This window comes from Pseudomonas mucidolens (assembly GCF_900106045.1).
Classification (GTDB): Bacteria; Pseudomonadota; Gammaproteobacteria; order Pseudomonadales; family Pseudomonadaceae; genus Aquipseudomonas; species Aquipseudomonas mucidolens.
In genome coordinates, this window is sequence record NZ_LT629802.1 from 2584963 (window position 1) to 2599175 (window position 14213).

Genomic DNA, 14213 nt, shown 5'->3' on the forward strand with positions numbered 1-14213 from the left:
CGTTCGGCCAGGCGCGGCAGCAAATCATGGGGGATCACGCTCACGGCTGTGCCTCGTCGGCAAACGGCAGCAGGTTGCGGCGCAGATTGAGCAACTGGGCTTCGAGTCCCAGTTCTACCGAACCTACCGGGCTGCTCAAGCGTGCCTGACCACCTTGCAAGCGATCGTCCGGCTCTACGGCAATCGCCGGCAGCTCACGCGCTTGCAGCTTGAGCTGCTGGCGCACGGCTTCGGCGTCCTGGCGCGAGACAAACAGGGTCAAGGCCTGGTCCTGGCGGAATGCCCCCAACGCCTTGCGGGTGCAGCGCACCACACGCTCGGCATCGTTCATGTCATCGAGGATTTCGCGCACAATGCCCAGCGCCAGGTCAGCCAGGGACGTTTCCAGCCCGGCCAGCCAGGCATCGACCTTCAGCGAGGTTTCGCCCAGCAGCGCGCTGACCTGTTCGGCACCCTCCTGGCGACCACTTTCAAACCCTTCGGCATGGGCTTGTTGCAACCAGCGCTCGCTGTCTTGCCGGATGGCCTCGGCCTGGTCACGGGCGGCCTGCAGGAAGGCGTAACCGTCGATCCACAGGTCAGCCTGCTCGGCGCGCAGGATGCGGACGGCAGGACGGGTTGGGAGTTCGCTCATCGGGCGCCCTGCTCTTCAAGCTGTTGGAGATTCGACGCGGCGCTGCGCACAATGGCCAGGGCATTCGCCGCAGGTGCACGAGTCTCGGGCTCGCCCTCGGCTTGCAGCTCGGCAAAACGCAGGCACAGCCAAGGCCGCAGACTGGCGGGCTGCGCCTGCAGCCAGGCGGCTATACATCGGGCGCCATCGCGGTCGATGGTTTCAAGCAGTTCGGCCGGCTGGCGCAGTAAGTCGGCGCTGCTGCCCAAGGCACGGTTTGCCAACGCCAAGGCAAACACATCGCTGCCCAGCAAATCGCGCAATTGGTTGACTGCATCGCCACGGATTTCGCGGCTCAGGGTAGTGCTATGCAGGATCGCGCCACACAGGCGCGGCAAACGCTGGAAGGCTTTGGGGGGCAGCAGCAGGACCGGCAGATCGACGGCATCGGGCAGTGGCAGGCGATCGGGGGCTTGCAGTTCATGACTGCTGAGCAGCAAACGCAACAAACGCGCCTGGAAACGCGGCTGTGTGCGCAACGCACCCAGTTGCTCGCTGCCGAGGGTATCCGCAAAGCACGCCGCAAGAGAGTGTGTGCCGACGAAATCCAGTGGCTGCTCGATCAGCTCCTGCCATTGCTGCAACACGGCCTCACTCATTTAACTTCCTCCAGCGCATACAAGGCTTGGGAGGAACGACGCTGCCAGTATTGCCAGCCCAACACGCCGGCCATCGACAGCACGGCCAGCAACAGGACTGCGAACAACATCCATGCACGGGTCAGGTTGTCTTCGAGGATCCATATACCCAGGAAGCTGGCCAGGCGCGGCTGTGCATCGGCGCGACTGCTGACGGACGCGGCTTTGATCACAGTGACCGAGACACCTTCGTAACTCAAACCGGAAATGCCGTTGGCCACCAGAGTTTTGATCTGCGGGATCAACGGGTTGATGTCGGTATTGGGGTCGTAGCGCACCAGCACTGAAGCCGACGACGGGGAAATCACTCGTTTGAGCAGGTCATTGTCGGGCAACACCACATGCACCCGGGCAGAGACCACACCGTCGATCAGCGAAACGCTGTGCGAGAGTTCTTCACTGAGCGCATAGACCATCTGCGCCCTTTCCTGCACCGGGGAAGATACCAGGCCATTATTCTTGAACACGGCCCCCATGTTAGAAAAGGTCTGGCCCGGCAAGCCAGCCTCCTCGAGCAGGCTCATGGCCTCGGCAAAGCGCGTCTCGTCCACAACCACGGTGAGCTGACCGTTTTCCTGGACCTTGCGAGAGGCCGGCACACCATCGCGCAACAGCACTGCGACCATGGCATTGGCCTCGCGTTCGCTGAGGTTGGTGTACAGGTCGATATCGCAGCCCTGCAGCAAGCTGGCAAAGGTAAGAACAATCATCAGGCGCATGGCATGGCAACGGCGGAACATGGCTTTATTGACCTTTCAAGAGCGTGTTGGCTGCGCCGGAAATCTGCGTCGCGCCACGAACGACCATCTGAGTTTCAATGGAGTAATCGAACATGCGGCCCAGTGACTGGACGATGTGGTCGATCTGTTGATCTGCGACCTTTTTTGCCGGCTCGCCCGCTCCGGCACCCGTGGGTAGCGACGCGAGTTGTTGGTTGCCGGCAGGCGCCACGGCGCTGCCAGCCATCGGCCCATTAGTCAGCGCATCGGCACGCTTGGCGAAGTTTTGCGAACGGTCGATAAAACCGTTCAGGCGCTCCATCAAGCCTTCGCCGATTTGCTGCGGGGCGGCCCCGGCAGGCATGCCCTTGGCGTTGTCAGTCATGTGCTCGAACAGATTCTGGGAGGCCTGCAGATCGACCTGCCCTCCCGACGGCGGCTGGGCCGCCGTGGCGATTGCGGCGAGACTTACAGTCATGGCGTGGACCTATTCGTCGTCGTCCGACTGGGCTTCGTTGAGGATTTCCTGGGCACGCGGCATGATGATGAACTGCCCCCCGATAGTGACGGCCTGAGTGATCAGGGCCTCGGTGAGTTCTGCATCGCTCAGTTCGCTCTTGGCGTTGTCTACAGCGGCATTGAACTGCGCTTCGGAGGTGGCAGTAACAGCGTTGTTTTCGCTGATGGGGGTAACTGACATGGTGACTCTCCTTTACTGGATTGATGAAAGATCGAACGGATAATTGAGCCTACAGGCGCGTGCTTTCATTCTTGTGTCACTGCACCGCCCCTAAATACACGCACGCCGCGCTCGCGGGTCGCCGCCATCGGCGTCGACGTAAGTTGCTGGTCGTGGTACTGCCCAATCATGGCCAGCCAGGCCGGTGGTCCGGAGATGAACAACTCATCGCCATCGGGCCCGGCACGCACTGACATAGGCTTGCCATAGACATCCCGGCTGGCGACGTAATCCTGTAATTGCTCCAGTTGCCGACCCTGGACCTTGAATATTCGCGTACCGGTTTCGGTGTCGGAGGAGAGGTAAAGCACATTGCCGTCGAAGTACCAGGCCAGGCCGTTGAAGTCGCACAGCGCCGTGAGGAAATCCCCAGCAGTTTCAGCGCGTACCCGGCTACGCGACTGGCCGCGCACCTTGTCCGACATGACCACGGTCAGGCCCATGTTGTGGCCGAACTCTTCCAGCGCGTCGCGCACATTCTGCTCGACCAGCACATAGGCATAGGGCCGAGTGAACCAGCTCGGCTGCTGGCCGGTGGGATCCGCGTCAGTTGGACTGGCGGCCAGCGAGTTAAACGCCGCCATCACCAGCGCCAGACCGATAGCAGCCAGTTTCAGGTTACGCATGCAATTGCTCCCCGCGACCGGCCGGATGGCACGAACCAACAAAAAAACGTGCATGTTTACGGATCATGTCAAGAAGATGACTTAAACGTCGGGCAACCTGTCGGGTCTGAGAAGTCAACACTCCTTGGTTTTGTCCCCTGCAAAATCCGCCGAAAGAGCTCTGTTCATGCCAAATCGTTTTGCCTACACATCGTTGTTGCTTGCCAGCGTCATTCTTGCTTCCTGCGCCAACCAGCCAAACTCCGATGGCAGCTACCAGCGCTACATGCAACTGGCCGGCGACCTGCAACAACGCGGTGATGCAGGATCTGCCGCGGCCTTGTACGAAAAAGCCAGCCAGGAACCGGACGCCCAGATCGAGGCCTGGTTGAAGCTGGGCGAGGCGCGCCTGGCAACCGGCGATGCGCGTGCCGCCGAGCGCGCCTATCAGCAAGCGCTGGAGCGCAACCCCGAAAGTGTCGCGGCATTGCTCGGCGTCGGCACTGCCCAACTGCACCAGGGCAAACTGGAGCGGGCAATCACCTCCCTGACCCAGGCCAGCGCGGGCAACGCTTCCCCCGAAGCGTTCAACCGCCAGGGGGTGGCGCAGATGCTGCGTGGCCAGCCAGCGGCGGCCCAGGTGGCGTTCGCCCAAAGCCTGGTCCTGGTCCCCACCAACCTGGATACCCAATGCAACCTGGCACTCGCCTACGCCTTGGGCGGCCAGCCGCAACGGGCGCTGCAAACCATCAAGGCGGTACGCGAGTCGCCCCGCGCCCAGGCCAGCCACCAACGCAACGCCCTGCTGGTCATGGTGTTGAGCGGCCGCGAAAAGGATCTCAAGACCCAGAATCTGGAAGACATCACGCCCCAGCAATACACCCGGTTGCTGACCGAGGCCCGACGCATCAAGGCCATCCAAGACCCGGTGATCCAGGCCCATGAGCTGGGGCTGGTCGGCAGCCGCTGAGCCAGAATGCTTCATTGACCCTCCTGCTTGTCGGCCTTGGCCTGCTGCTCGGCCAACCGCCGACGCAGCTCTTCGCGATCGTAACCTTCGATGTAGACCTGGGCTGCCCGGCCAACCGGCGCGGCCATGGTGGGGCCAGTCGCCCGGCCCTCGATCAGATCCGAAGGCTGCTCGACCATCTGCAGCAGTATCAGGTTATTCGCGCAACCCGGCGGCAGCAGGCGCGAATAGCTCCCAGCATCGGTATAGAAGCTGTCTTCGACCGGTGGTTCGAGGCACGCCACCGGCACCCGCTCAATGCGATCATCGGCACGGATGAAGGCTTGGTAGTCTGGCGAATAGCTCACCGGATCAAGCTGAGTCTTGCAGGCAGTCAGTAGCCACAGCACGCCGAACAACAGAGCGGTCAGGGGCAGGTGAGACGATTGAAGGTTCATACTCGCTCCTGGCTCAATTGATGTAGAAACCAAACATGTCGCTGCTGCGCGGTCCGCCAGACGTGTTGCTCGCGCCCGTGAGCTGGACATCAAGCGGCGTGGCCAGGGCGCGTGTGCGAACCGGCTCTACCAGATACGGAGTGATCAGGATCACCAATTCGGTTTCGTTGCGCTGAAAGCGCTTGGAGCGGAATAGATTGCCGAGGATCGGCATCTCGCCCAGCATCGGCACTTTCTCGATGTCCTGGGTACTCTCGCGCTGGAACAATCCGGCAATGGCGAAGGTCTGGCCGCTGCCAACCTCGACCCGGGTATCGGCACGCCGCACCCGGAACGACGGGACCTGATAGCCGCCGACTGACACGGTGCTGGAGCCCATCAGGCTGCTGACTTCCGGGCGCACTTGCAGGGCGATGCGACCGTTGGGCAGCAGGGTCGGGTTGAACATCAGCGAAACACCGTAGGGTTTGTATTCGATCCCTACCGTGTCGCGGTTGACCGGCACCGGCACCGCGACCTCGCCTCCGGCCAGGAAGCTGGCTGTCTGGCCGGTCATGGCGGTGATATTGGGTTCGGCGAGGATTTCCAGGATGCCATTGCTTTGCAACGCTTCGAGCATCGCATCGATGTTGACGTTACCCGAAGCCAAGCCGGCGCTGACCACATTGGATGCGCCAGCAGCCGCGCCGGACGCCAGTGCGCCGCCAGTCAACAGGCCAAAAGAAAAGGTGCCGTTGTTGAACAGGGCATTCCAATTCACACCGTAGCGCAACAATTCCGAGCGCGAGACTTCGGCGAAGCGCACCCGCAGGTTGACCTGGGCCGAGCCTGAGTAGGACGTCGTGTTGAGGACTGAGCCAAAGTCCTGGCCTTCAGTGTCGAGCAGGCTGTTGAGGTCGGTTGCTTCGCCGACGCTGTTGACCATGCCGCGGGTCACCATGCGATTGCCGACGGCGCTCACCTGGACATTGCTCCCGGAGTGCAGGTCCCGCAACGGCCGGGTCACTGCCTGGGTGCCACGATTGACTGCCAGACTCAGGCTGGCCAGCTCTTCACCCTCGGCGCTCAGGGCAATCAGGCTGGTTTGCCCTGGCGTCTTACCGAACACATAGATCACACCAGGCGAAACCACCTGCAGATCAGCGATGCCAGGCTCTGCAACCAGCACCGACTCGACCGGGTCCTGGAAATGCAGGATGCGACCTTCGCCCTGAGCCAGATCCAGGGTGGCCCTGCTGCCCGAGGCGATAACCTGCGCACGCGCCAGTTGCGGCAGCAGTACGACTGACGCAAGGGCGATCCAGAAACCGAAATACACAGGCACACGCAACGGCGCAAAACACATCATTAAGCAGTCGCCATTGAAGTAAGGGAAGCACCACCGGCTGTCCGGCGGTCGGTAATTTCAGTCAAGCTGATGGAGCCGATGGCCTGCAGGTTGTACTCACCGGCCAGCTCGCGGAACGACAGCACCGCCAACTCCAGCTCGCCACGCACCACCAGCCGACGCAGGCTGCGACGCAAATCGGGGTGTACCAACAGGACACTGCGATTACCCTCGGCCAGGTGCCCGCAAACGGTACGCAATTGGGTCAGCAATGACCGGCTGGCATGCTCGTTGAGCAACTCGCGTGGGTTGTCGGCTCGGCGCAGATAAGCACGCAACTGTTCTTCAACCGCGGGGGTCAGCACAAAGGCGGTGATGACACGGTTACGGTCGGCGTACTGGTGGCTGATCTGCCGCGCCAGACTGGCGCGCAGGTGATCGGCCAGGCGCGCGGCATCCGGCTCGCGGGCGCCCCACTCGACCATGGCTTCGAGCAAGGCACGCTGGTTGCGGATCGACACACCCTCCGCGACCAACAGACGCAGGGTTTCCGCCAGACGCTGCAAGGGCACGTTGCGCAGTACTTCCTTGATCAACTCGTCATAGCTGGCTTCCATGCGTTCCAGAATCCTGCGGGTTTCCTGAATGCCCAGAAAGCTCGCCGCATTACGGCGCAGGCTGCGCTCGAGGATGGCTCGCAGGACTTCAGCGACGCTGAGAAACCCGATACCGGCCTCCTCCAGTAGCCCCTGATGAGCACGCTCAATCCATTGCGCCGGGCGACTGTGCAACGGCGACGGTGCCTCCAACGCATGGATTTCCAGCAGTTGTACGTGCACCAGATCGTCCTTGAGCATCAAGCAACCGACCGGTATCTCGCCCTCGCTGATCGGCACGCCCTCGAGCTCGACCACGAAGCCATTGGCGGGCAGATTGCGATCGATGTAGATGTCCGGCACCGGCACCTCGATACCCAGGTCGCCGCGAAGTTCATGGCACAAGGCTTCGATACGCTGGCGCAGCGGCAGTTCGGGCGCCACCTGGGCCACTTCCAGGCCGATGCTCAGCAGCACCCGGCAGTCCAATGGCTTGGCCAGGGTTGCGTACTGCTCGATCGGCTCGTCTGCAAGCACCGCGACTTCGCTGGCCCCTTCGGCAACCTCGGGTTGGGGCGCTTTGTCGCGGCGGTAGATCGTGAATGCAGCAACCCCCAGCAACGCCGACAAGCCGATAAATACCAGGGCGGGAAAACCCGGCAGTAACGCCACGCCCAGCAGGATCAAAGCAGTCAAGCCCAGGGCCTGGGCGCTGTAACCCAACTGGTGAAGGATCTCGCTGCCCAGGTTGCCTTCGGTAGTGCCACTGTTGACCCGGGTCACCACCATGCCGGCCGCGACCGAGATCAACAGCGCCGGGATCTGGGCGATCAGGCCGTCGCCGACGGTCAGCAGCGAATAGGTGTGCGCCGCATCGGCGAACGACATATTCCGTTCGACCATGCCGATCATCATGCCACCCAGCAGGTTGACCGCCAGGATCACCAGACTGGCAATCGCATCGCCCTTGACGAACTTCATGGCGCCATCCATCGCACCGAACATCTGGCTTTCACGTTCCAGGCGCGAGCGTCGACGACGGGCTTCATGCTGATCGATATCGCCGTTGCGCAAGTCGTTGTCGATGCTCATCTGCTTGCCTGGCATGGCATCCAGGGTGAAGCGCGCCGCCACTTCGGCCACACGCTCGGCACCTTTGGTGATCACCACGAACTGGGCCACGGTGATGATCAGAAATACCACCAACCCCACCACGACCTGGCCTGCGATGACAAAATCGCCAAACGCCTTGACGATGTGCCCGGCGTTGCCGTCGAGCAGGATCAGACGCGTGGTGGTGATCGACAGGGACAGACGAAACAGCGTGCTTAACAGGATCAGCGGCGGCAGTGCCGAGAACTCCACCGAGTGCTTGATGTAGAAGGCGACGATAAGGATCAGGATGCTCAGCGAGATGTTCAGGCCGATTAGCGTATCCACCAGCCAGGTTGGCAGCGGAATAATCATCATCACGATAGCCATCAGCATGAAGGCGACGACGATCACGTCGCTGCGCTGGGCGGCCATACGAGCCAATGCGTTAAGGCGGTCGAAGAACATTATTGCGCGGCTCTGCGGGCGGTCAGATAACGTTTGAAACACTGGCGCGCCTCATTCTTGCGCCCGCCGCTCCACAACGCACGGCTGCGTAACAGCCAGAGGCCAGAGGACTCGCCGTCCAGTTCGACCAAGCGGTCCAGCGCCGACAGGGCGCGCTCGGCCTGGCCGCTGTCGGTAAAGGCCATGACCAGATTGCGCAGCAACGCAGTGTCGCCGGGCGCCATCTGCACGGCGATCAACAGCAGCACCAAGGCACGCTGCGACTGGCCGCTACGGCGATACAACTCGCCCATGCCCTTGAGCAGATCGACGCAGTCCTGTTCCTGACGATTCATGACTCGATCACCTCGGCGCGTTGCTCTTCGAGCAAGCGGCGCAGGGCGATTTCTTCGCTGATCAGTTCATGGGCCAACACCTTGATGTCGGGCTCGGCATCCAGGGTGGGAATCACGTTGTCCAAGACGTATTCGAGAATCTCCATCGAGCGGCGACTGCCGAACAGCTCGGCCGTCATACCCTCAACGATGCCCGACTGCTCAATCTCGGCACGCAGCGAACGGCGTGCCAGCACCGCGCGCTGACCCAGCACCGCCTCGAAGCGCCCACCTTGGCGCGCCTTGGCCGGCTGGACGCTGTCTACCGCCGGGGTTCTTTCGGCGGTTGTCGGTAAGGGCGCACCCGGATCAATTCTCATAAGGTGAGCGTGAACCTTTCTTCACCGCGGGCGAGAATTACCTGATGGCTCTCGATGCGTTCGAGCATCCAGTTGTCGGCCAATGCAGCCCCTGGAAACAGGCGTTCGCCGTCGTCGTTGATCACATACGGGTTATCGCCGAACCAAACCGCCTGAAAACGCACACGGGGCTTGGCGATTTCGTTGCGGGCCACCACGCCGGGGAGCAACATCACCTGTTGGCCGAAGTGGCGATCAAAGGCTTGCTGCACGTCAAGCCACTGGCTTTTCTGGGTTGGGCCATAAGTCCCCTGGGCACTGAGCTGGCCATCGACTTCGCTGACCTTGATCTGGTGCAGGTCTGACCTGGCAAGCTGCTGTTCGAGCCACGCCTTGGCCTGCGCGGTGGTCTGCGTCGGTTCATCGGGCACGGCCAGCGCAGCGGCCTTGTCAGCGCCGTTCAACGCCTGCGGCGAGACCGGCTCGCCCCGGAAGGCAAAGGCGCCCACGCACAAAAACATCAGCAGCAAGGCCATGATCCACCGCAGCTTGCGCTGCCAGGCAGGTGGTATAGCTGGAGCCGCTATCGGCTCCAGGCATGCGGTGTCGCGACTGAGGGTCAGGCGGGCCTCGCCGATGCGAATATCCACGGGCAAATGCGCACGATGCCCCTTGCCGGCGGGAATGAGCATTTCCCGGGCATGGGGGGCGCGCACGAACACGTCGCCGCCAATTGCTTCGACGGCCACCTGGCCAGCGCTGAAACGCAACGCCATATGACGTTCGACGATGCCTGCGTCGCTGAGCAACAGATCAGCATTTGCGGCACAGCCAAGAATGTAGACGGGCTTGTCCAGGGGCAAGCAAACTCCCTGATGCAGACCGTGGGTGATATCAAGCACCGGCAGCCCTTTGCCCGTAGTGGCTACGGCTGGGACCGCGGCAAGGAAAGTCAAGGCCGTCATGGTTGTATTACCGGAATAAGACTTGCGGACAAATACCTATGAGGCGCAGATAACGCTGTCATGTTTTCAAGGCTTGGCGCGACCACGAACAGACATGCAGGCAGCCATGAGGCTGCCCGCATGACGACATCAGTTCTGAGGACGCTGTTTGGTGGCGTCGAGCTCAGCTTTCTTAGCGGTGGACAGCTCGGTGATCTTGGCCGATTTTTCGATCGCCATGTTGAAAGTGGCTTCCATTTTAGCGATAGCCGAGTCAGCGTTGCCGGAACTTACTGGGGGAGTCGTGCTCATGGTGGTTCTCCTAATCGGTGAGAGATACTTGCGCCGCCAAGCGGCCCACTAATGTTGCCAATCGAAGAATAGGGATCGAATATTACAGTTCAACGTCTAACAGGTGTTTTAATCTCGACGCCAACTATTATCTTGTTCTGAGCAGCACCATAAACACCGGCGACACGGCTAAGGCTGAACAGTTAAGGGAACGCCGACTACTTTAGGAGCGAGGGCGCGCGCGCCCAGCCCTTGCTCGCGAAAAACATCAACGATAACGCGTGCATTCGGGATAAACACGGTGCCTTGGCGCTCTTCGCGAGCAAGCTCGCTCCTACAGATCGGCATCAATATAAGATGCTCTTGCAGCTGAAATCAGAGTGCCGGACCAACTATTCCCCCCACCTAAAAAACAAACAGAAAGATCAAATAACCCATAAATACCTATGGATCTTTTCTGAATAGAAGATCCATTTTTATCAACTAAGCATTGATGGCCAGTTGCAATCAGTTCTACGTAAGCTATTGGATACCACCCGATTTCATTTGCAAAAACGGGCATAACTGAAACAGTTACGCCCGTTTTTGTAAGCTCGCTATCTGCGCGTGTCAGACTCAGGAAGCGATGGTGCTCTCTTCACCCGGCCACTCCTCGTAAGGGATATCCCAGATATCACCGTGCGGTACACCGTCGATCTCATACTGGGTCAGGTAATCGCTCAGGGCATCCGCGAACTTGCCCACCCGTTTCTCCTGCTTGACTTCCTCGATCAGGCCCGGAATGAGCAGTGCCAGCGCAGCCACACCCGCCGCCGCGAAGCCCAGGCCGCCCGCTAACATCGAGATCCGCGAAGCGGCAACCGCCGAAACGTTCATTGCGCTGGCGCCCGCTTCAACCGCCGAAGCCAGGCCGGCCATAATCCCCAGCGAACCGGCCGTGATATTCATGCCGCCGGCAACCGTATCGCCTTTCCTGAGCGCGTTGACGCCATCGAAGATGCCGTAGGCGCCAGCAGCGATAGCAGCAATGCCACCAATGCCCTTGGCCGCGTTTTCCATGCCCTTGAGGTTGGCGGTCACGCTTTTCAGCGGATCGTCCATCTTTTTGATCAGGTCGCCGAACTGGTCACCCGAAAGCTTGTCCTTCACACCCTTGAGGTAATCCTGATAGTTCTTGAGACCACCTTCAGCCAGGAGCGTGGCGGACTGTACCGAACCGGTGGCGATGTCAACGGTCTGCCGCTCGGTTAGCTTCCCGGCGTTGTTGGCGCCCTTGGCGATGGTAACGCCGGCCATGAACAACCCGCTCACACCGTGCAGGACGCCTTTGCTCGAAGCCTCCTTGAGCGACGAGTCCTTGCTGAATACATCCAGCGCATCCAAGGTCTTGGTGCCTTGGCGAAGCAGGTCCCAGTCGCCCCTGAAGTTGGCAAGGACCTGGTCTGGCGTCGCGACGGTGCCGTCGGCATTGACGAGCAACTGCGGGTTTTCCTTGCTGATCTGCTCGATGATTTTCTTGACCTTGGCCTCATCCAGCTCAGCACCGCCATTCACGCCGAAGGCCACCTTCATATCGTCGAACGAGGCATCCTTGAAGACATTGTCCTGAGCGATCCGGGTGAAGTTTTCGTTGAGCTTTGTGTCGAGCTTGCCAGTGAACTCAGGGTCCAGTGCCGAGTTGTACAGCGTGACTTCAAGACTGTAGGCACTCATGGCCTCCTCAGGGGTATGGTCCTTGAGCAACTCATTCAGGCGATCACCTGAAGCCAGCGACTTCTCGTAATAGCTTTCCAATTCGCCATTGGCCTTGGAGCCTTTGACAGCAGCCTGGATTTCACCGGTATTATCGATGCCCAGCGCGCCCTGGAGGGTCAGCGCAGTACCAAAGAAATCGGCAAGAATCTCCGGCTGCGTGGTCTTGCCATCCTTGGACTTGGCGTCCCATAGCGTATCGAGTGACTTGCCAGACTTGATTTCGTCGTCGTAGGTCTTTTGCAGGGACTCCTTGAGCCCCTTGTTACCTTCCACCAGCTTGATCAACTCGCTGGAGCCGTGTTCGCTCACGTACTGACTGACCTCAGGGTCGCTTTGCAGGATCTCGATGTGCGCGTTCACATCGTCAAGCAGCTTCTGGGCATCAGGATGGCTGCCCACCTTGTTGGCAATCGTGACCTGCGACTTGTCGTCCTTCCACATTCCGGCAGCGCTGCCCTGGATGATCAATTGCTGGGCGGCCTTGAGATCCTGCAGAACAGCGGCTTTTTCTTCTGCCGAATATTTATCCGGGTGATCGAACACGTCCTTGTTCAAGCCTGCGGTATCGACCTTGGCCAAGGCATTGCTGCCGGCGATCCCCGAGAGCAGCGTGATAACGGAGGTCGCATCCTTGGGTACATTGGCGCTCTTGAGCCAGCCCTGGACATCGGCCTTGCTCAGATCGCCATCAGGATTATTGTCCAATGGGTTCTTAGCGTTGTCGATGACCTTGAAAGCACCTGGCTGAGACCAGAAATCCAGTGCCTGCTTGGTCTCCTCGTTCAACTGTGAATTCTGGTTCTTGTACTCCTTGATGTCGTCGGCAGTCAGGTACTTGCCCGCACCGGTCTTGCCCTTGATCGCATCGAAGTTTTCATCAAGGATCGCTGCGTACTTGGCGATCTGCTGCGACGCTGGATCGGCATCCGGATTGGTCTTGAGGTAATCCTTGTAGCTGGCGATATCATCGGTTTTCTTGAGATCTGACAGGGCCGAAAAACCGTACTTGCCGAAGTCCTGCAAGCGACCAGCCTCGGTGCCGTGCTTGGCTTCGCCGCTCTTGGTGAAACCGTCCACACTGCTGTTGAACAGATCACCACCGGACTGGGTATTGCCCTTGTCATCGAACATCGTGATGCGATCCATGACCTGCGCGGCCCGGTAGGCGGCATCAGCATCGCTCTCGTAATCGCCGACCTGGTCCTTGAGCATGTCCTTGACACCACTCTGGTTCCCCAGGTTCTTGAGCATCGGGTTGTCTTCGATGATGTCTTGCGCCGAACGCTTATCCTCTTTCGGGCGATTCCATACGATGCCGATCTTTTCGGCCTGCTCGCGGGCTTCCTTGTTGTCGCCAGCCGACGCAGAGTCCTTGATTTCACCCTTGAGGGCAGAGAAACCCTGCTTGCCGAAGTCCTGCAGGCGACCGGCTTCAGTGCCATTCTTCGCTTCGCCGCTTTTGGTGAAGCCGTCGACGCGGCCGTTGCCTACGTCTTTGCCGGCAATCTTGCTGCCCTTGCCATCGAGGGTCTCGATGTGTTCCAGCACCTGGGTCGCACGATAGGCGGCGTCCGGGTCATTTTCGAAATCGCCGACCTGCTCCTTGAGCATGTCCTTGACGCTGCTCTGGTTGCCCAGATTCTTGAGCAAGGCATTGTCATCGATGATGTCCCGCGCGGAGCGATCGTCCCCTTCAGGGCGCTCCCACTTGATACCCAAGGCCTCGGCCTGTTCACGTACCTTGGGATCATCGCCAGCCTTGGACAGATCCTTGAGCTCGCCCTTGAGGTGGGAGAACCCTTGCCGGCCAAAGTCCTGCAGGCGACCCGCCTCGGTGCCATGTTTGGCATCGCCGCCCTTTGTGAAGCCATCGACCCGGCCGTTATCGATGTCCTTGCTGGCGATCCGCTCACCACCCTCATTATATTTTTCCACGTGCTCAAGCACCTGCTTGGCGCGGTAGGCCGCATCGGGATCCGTCTCGAAATCGCCGACACGGTCTTTGAGGTTATCCTTCACATCGCTCTGGTTGCCCAGGTTCTTGAGCACCGGAGTGTCGTCAATGATGTCCTGGGCCGAGCGGTTGTCGCCTTTTGGCCGCTCCCATTCAATGCCCGCCTCCTTGGCCTGTTTGATCGCCTGGTCCCAGGCTTCGGCGAGCTTGGGGTCTTGCGGCTTGGATGTTATGCCGACAAAACTGACATCTTGAACGGACATTGATGACTCCTTTTCTTAGGGCATAAATGAGTGCAACGGCGGTGCGAACCCATATGGGAAGCACTATTC

At 60.2% G+C, this 14213-nt stretch carries 16 protein-coding genes; 1 reads left to right on the forward strand and 15 read right to left on the reverse strand.

Annotated features, from left to right (window positions below):
* Positions 1 to 40 precede the first annotated feature (40 nt).
* The 6 genes from sctL to BLU75_RS12055 all read right to left on the reverse strand — a co-directional run bounded on the left by sctL (position 41) and on the right by BLU75_RS12055 (position 3395).
* Entirely contained in the window at positions 41 to 634 is a 594-nt protein-coding gene (sctL, locus tag BLU75_RS12030; protein ID WP_084378705.1) for a type III secretion system stator protein SctL, read from the reverse strand.
* A complete protein-coding gene (locus BLU75_RS12035) occupies positions 631 to 1272 on the reverse strand; it encodes a type III secretion protein (protein WP_084378706.1) in 642 nt (213 codons plus the stop codon). The genes sctL and BLU75_RS12035 overlap by 4 nt, the downstream gene beginning before the upstream one ends.
* Positions 1269 to 2051: a type III secretion system inner membrane ring lipoprotein SctJ gene (gene sctJ, locus BLU75_RS12040; RefSeq protein ID WP_084378707.1), complete on the reverse strand. Its 783-nt coding sequence runs from the start codon at positions 2049 to 2051 to the stop codon at positions 1269 to 1271. The genes BLU75_RS12035 and sctJ overlap by 4 nt, the downstream gene beginning before the upstream one ends.
* Before the next feature lie 4 nt (positions 2052 to 2055).
* Positions 2056 to 2508, reverse strand: a complete 453-nt coding sequence (locus BLU75_RS12045) for a hypothetical protein (RefSeq protein ID WP_084378708.1) — start codon at positions 2506 to 2508, stop codon at positions 2056 to 2058.
* A gap of 9 nt (positions 2509 to 2517) precedes the next feature.
* Positions 2518 to 2730 (reverse strand): hypothetical protein, encoded by a 213-nt coding sequence (locus BLU75_RS12050; RefSeq protein WP_084378709.1) that lies wholly within the window; start codon positions 2728 to 2730, stop codon positions 2518 to 2520.
* A gap of 65 nt (positions 2731 to 2795) precedes the next feature.
* Positions 2796 to 3395 carry a type III secretion protein gene (locus tag BLU75_RS12055; protein ID WP_084378835.1) on the reverse strand — a complete coding sequence of 200 codons (600 nt, stop codon included), beginning with the start codon at positions 3393 to 3395 and terminating at the stop codon, positions 2796 to 2798.
* A gap of 166 nt (positions 3396 to 3561) precedes the next feature.
* Here BLU75_RS12055 and BLU75_RS12060 point away from each other — a divergent pair, with 166 nt between their 5' ends.
* A complete protein-coding gene (locus BLU75_RS12060; RefSeq protein WP_084378710.1) occupies positions 3562 to 4344 on the forward strand; it encodes a tetratricopeptide repeat protein in 783 nt (260 codons plus the stop codon).
* An 11-nt stretch (positions 4345 to 4355) separates the two neighbouring features.
* On the opposite strand, the gene BLU75_RS12065 is transcribed toward BLU75_RS12060, so the two are convergent.
* From BLU75_RS12065 to BLU75_RS12100, 9 genes are all read right to left on the reverse strand, one after another.
* Positions 4356 to 4781 (reverse strand): hypothetical protein, encoded by a 426-nt coding sequence (locus tag BLU75_RS12065; protein WP_084378711.1) that lies wholly within the window; start codon positions 4779 to 4781, stop codon positions 4356 to 4358.
* Between the two features lie 13 nt (positions 4782 to 4794).
* The gene (locus BLU75_RS12070) at positions 4795 to 6129 is read right to left on the reverse strand and encodes a type II and III secretion system protein family protein (RefSeq protein WP_084378712.1); all 1335 of its coding nucleotides are present in this window, start codon (positions 6127 to 6129) and stop codon (positions 4795 to 4797) included.
* Positions 6129 to 8267 carry a type III secretion system export apparatus subunit SctV gene (sctV, locus tag BLU75_RS12075; RefSeq protein ID WP_373863645.1) on the reverse strand — a complete coding sequence of 713 codons (2139 nt, stop codon included), beginning with the start codon at positions 8265 to 8267 and terminating at the stop codon, positions 6129 to 6131. Before sctV ends, BLU75_RS12070 begins: the two co-directional genes overlap by 1 nt.
* Entirely contained in the window at positions 8264 to 8599 is a 336-nt protein-coding gene (sctY, locus tag BLU75_RS12080; RefSeq protein WP_084378714.1) for a type III secretion apparatus assembly chaperone SctY, read from the reverse strand. The genes sctV and sctY overlap by 4 nt, the downstream gene beginning before the upstream one ends.
* Positions 8596 to 8958, reverse strand: coding sequence for a hypothetical protein (locus BLU75_RS12085; protein WP_165447467.1), 363 nt, complete (start codon positions 8956 to 8958; stop codon positions 8596 to 8598). The genes sctY and BLU75_RS12085 overlap by 4 nt, the downstream gene beginning before the upstream one ends.
* On the reverse strand, positions 8955 to 9902 hold the full coding sequence (locus BLU75_RS12090) for a SctD/MshK family protein (RefSeq protein WP_084378715.1): 948 nt from the start codon (positions 9900 to 9902) through the stop codon (positions 8955 to 8957). Before BLU75_RS12090 ends, BLU75_RS12085 begins: the two co-directional genes overlap by 4 nt.
* A 129-nt stretch (positions 9903 to 10031) precedes the next feature.
* On the reverse strand, positions 10032 to 10193 hold the full coding sequence (locus BLU75_RS27470) for a hypothetical protein (protein WP_163006721.1): 162 nt from the start codon (positions 10191 to 10193) through the stop codon (positions 10032 to 10034).
* A gap of 313 nt (positions 10194 to 10506) precedes the next feature.
* Positions 10507 to 10734: a hypothetical protein gene (locus BLU75_RS27475; RefSeq protein ID WP_172832074.1), complete on the reverse strand. Its 228-nt coding sequence runs from the start codon at positions 10732 to 10734 to the stop codon at positions 10507 to 10509.
* A 53-nt stretch (positions 10735 to 10787) separates the two neighbouring features.
* Positions 10788 to 14144: a type III effector HrpK domain-containing protein gene (locus tag BLU75_RS12100; protein ID WP_084378717.1), complete on the reverse strand. Its 3357-nt coding sequence runs from the start codon at positions 14142 to 14144 to the stop codon at positions 10788 to 10790.
* Positions 14145 to 14213: the final 69 nt, after the last annotated feature.

Bases quoted from the DNA above. Each gene is read 5' to 3' on its own strand.
- sctL (WP_084378705.1), bottom strand. From the start codon at position 634: ATGAGCGAACTCCCAACCCGTCCTGCCGTCCGCATCCTGCGCGCCGAG.
- BLU75_RS12035 (WP_084378706.1), bottom strand. From the start codon at position 1,272: ATGAGTGAGGCCGTGTTGCAGCAATGGCAGGAGCTGATCGAGCAGCCA.
- sctJ (WP_084378707.1), bottom strand. From the start codon at position 2,051: ATGTTCCGCCGTTGCCATGCCATGCGCCTGATGATTGTTCTTACCTTT.
- BLU75_RS12045 (WP_084378708.1), bottom strand. From the start codon at position 2,508: ATGACTGTAAGTCTCGCCGCAATCGCCACGGCGGCCCAGCCGCCGTCG.
- BLU75_RS12050 (WP_084378709.1), bottom strand. From the start codon at position 2,730: ATGTCAGTTACCCCCATCAGCGAAAACAACGCTGTTACTGCCACCTCC.
- BLU75_RS12055 (WP_084378835.1), bottom strand. From the start codon at position 3,395: ATGCGTAACCTGAAACTGGCTGCTATCGGTCTGGCGCTGGTGATGGCG.
- BLU75_RS12060 (WP_084378710.1), top strand. From the start codon at position 3,562: ATGCCAAATCGTTTTGCCTACACATCGTTGTTGCTTGCCAGCGTCATT.
- BLU75_RS12065 (WP_084378711.1), bottom strand. From the start codon at position 4,781: ATGAACCTTCAATCGTCTCACCTGCCCCTGACCGCTCTGTTGTTCGGC.
- BLU75_RS12070 (WP_084378712.1), bottom strand. From the start codon at position 6,129: ATGATGTGTTTTGCGCCGTTGCGTGTGCCTGTGTATTTCGGTTTCTGG.
- sctY (WP_084378714.1), bottom strand. From the start codon at position 8,599: ATGAATCGTCAGGAACAGGACTGCGTCGATCTGCTCAAGGGCATGGGC.
- BLU75_RS12085 (WP_165447467.1), bottom strand. From the start codon at position 8,958: ATGAGAATTGATCCGGGTGCGCCCTTACCGACAACCGCCGAAAGAACC.
- BLU75_RS12090 (WP_084378715.1), bottom strand. From the start codon at position 9,902: ATGACGGCCTTGACTTTCCTTGCCGCGGTCCCAGCCGTAGCCACTACG.
- BLU75_RS27470 (WP_163006721.1), bottom strand. From the start codon at position 10,193: ATGAGCACGACTCCCCCAGTAAGTTCCGGCAACGCTGACTCGGCTATC.
- BLU75_RS27475 (WP_172832074.1), bottom strand. From the start codon at position 10,734: ATGCCCGTTTTTGCAAATGAAATCGGGTGGTATCCAATAGCTTACGTA.
- BLU75_RS12100 (WP_084378717.1), bottom strand. From the start codon at position 14,144: ATGTCCGTTCAAGATGTCAGTTTTGTCGGCATAACATCCAAGCCGCAA.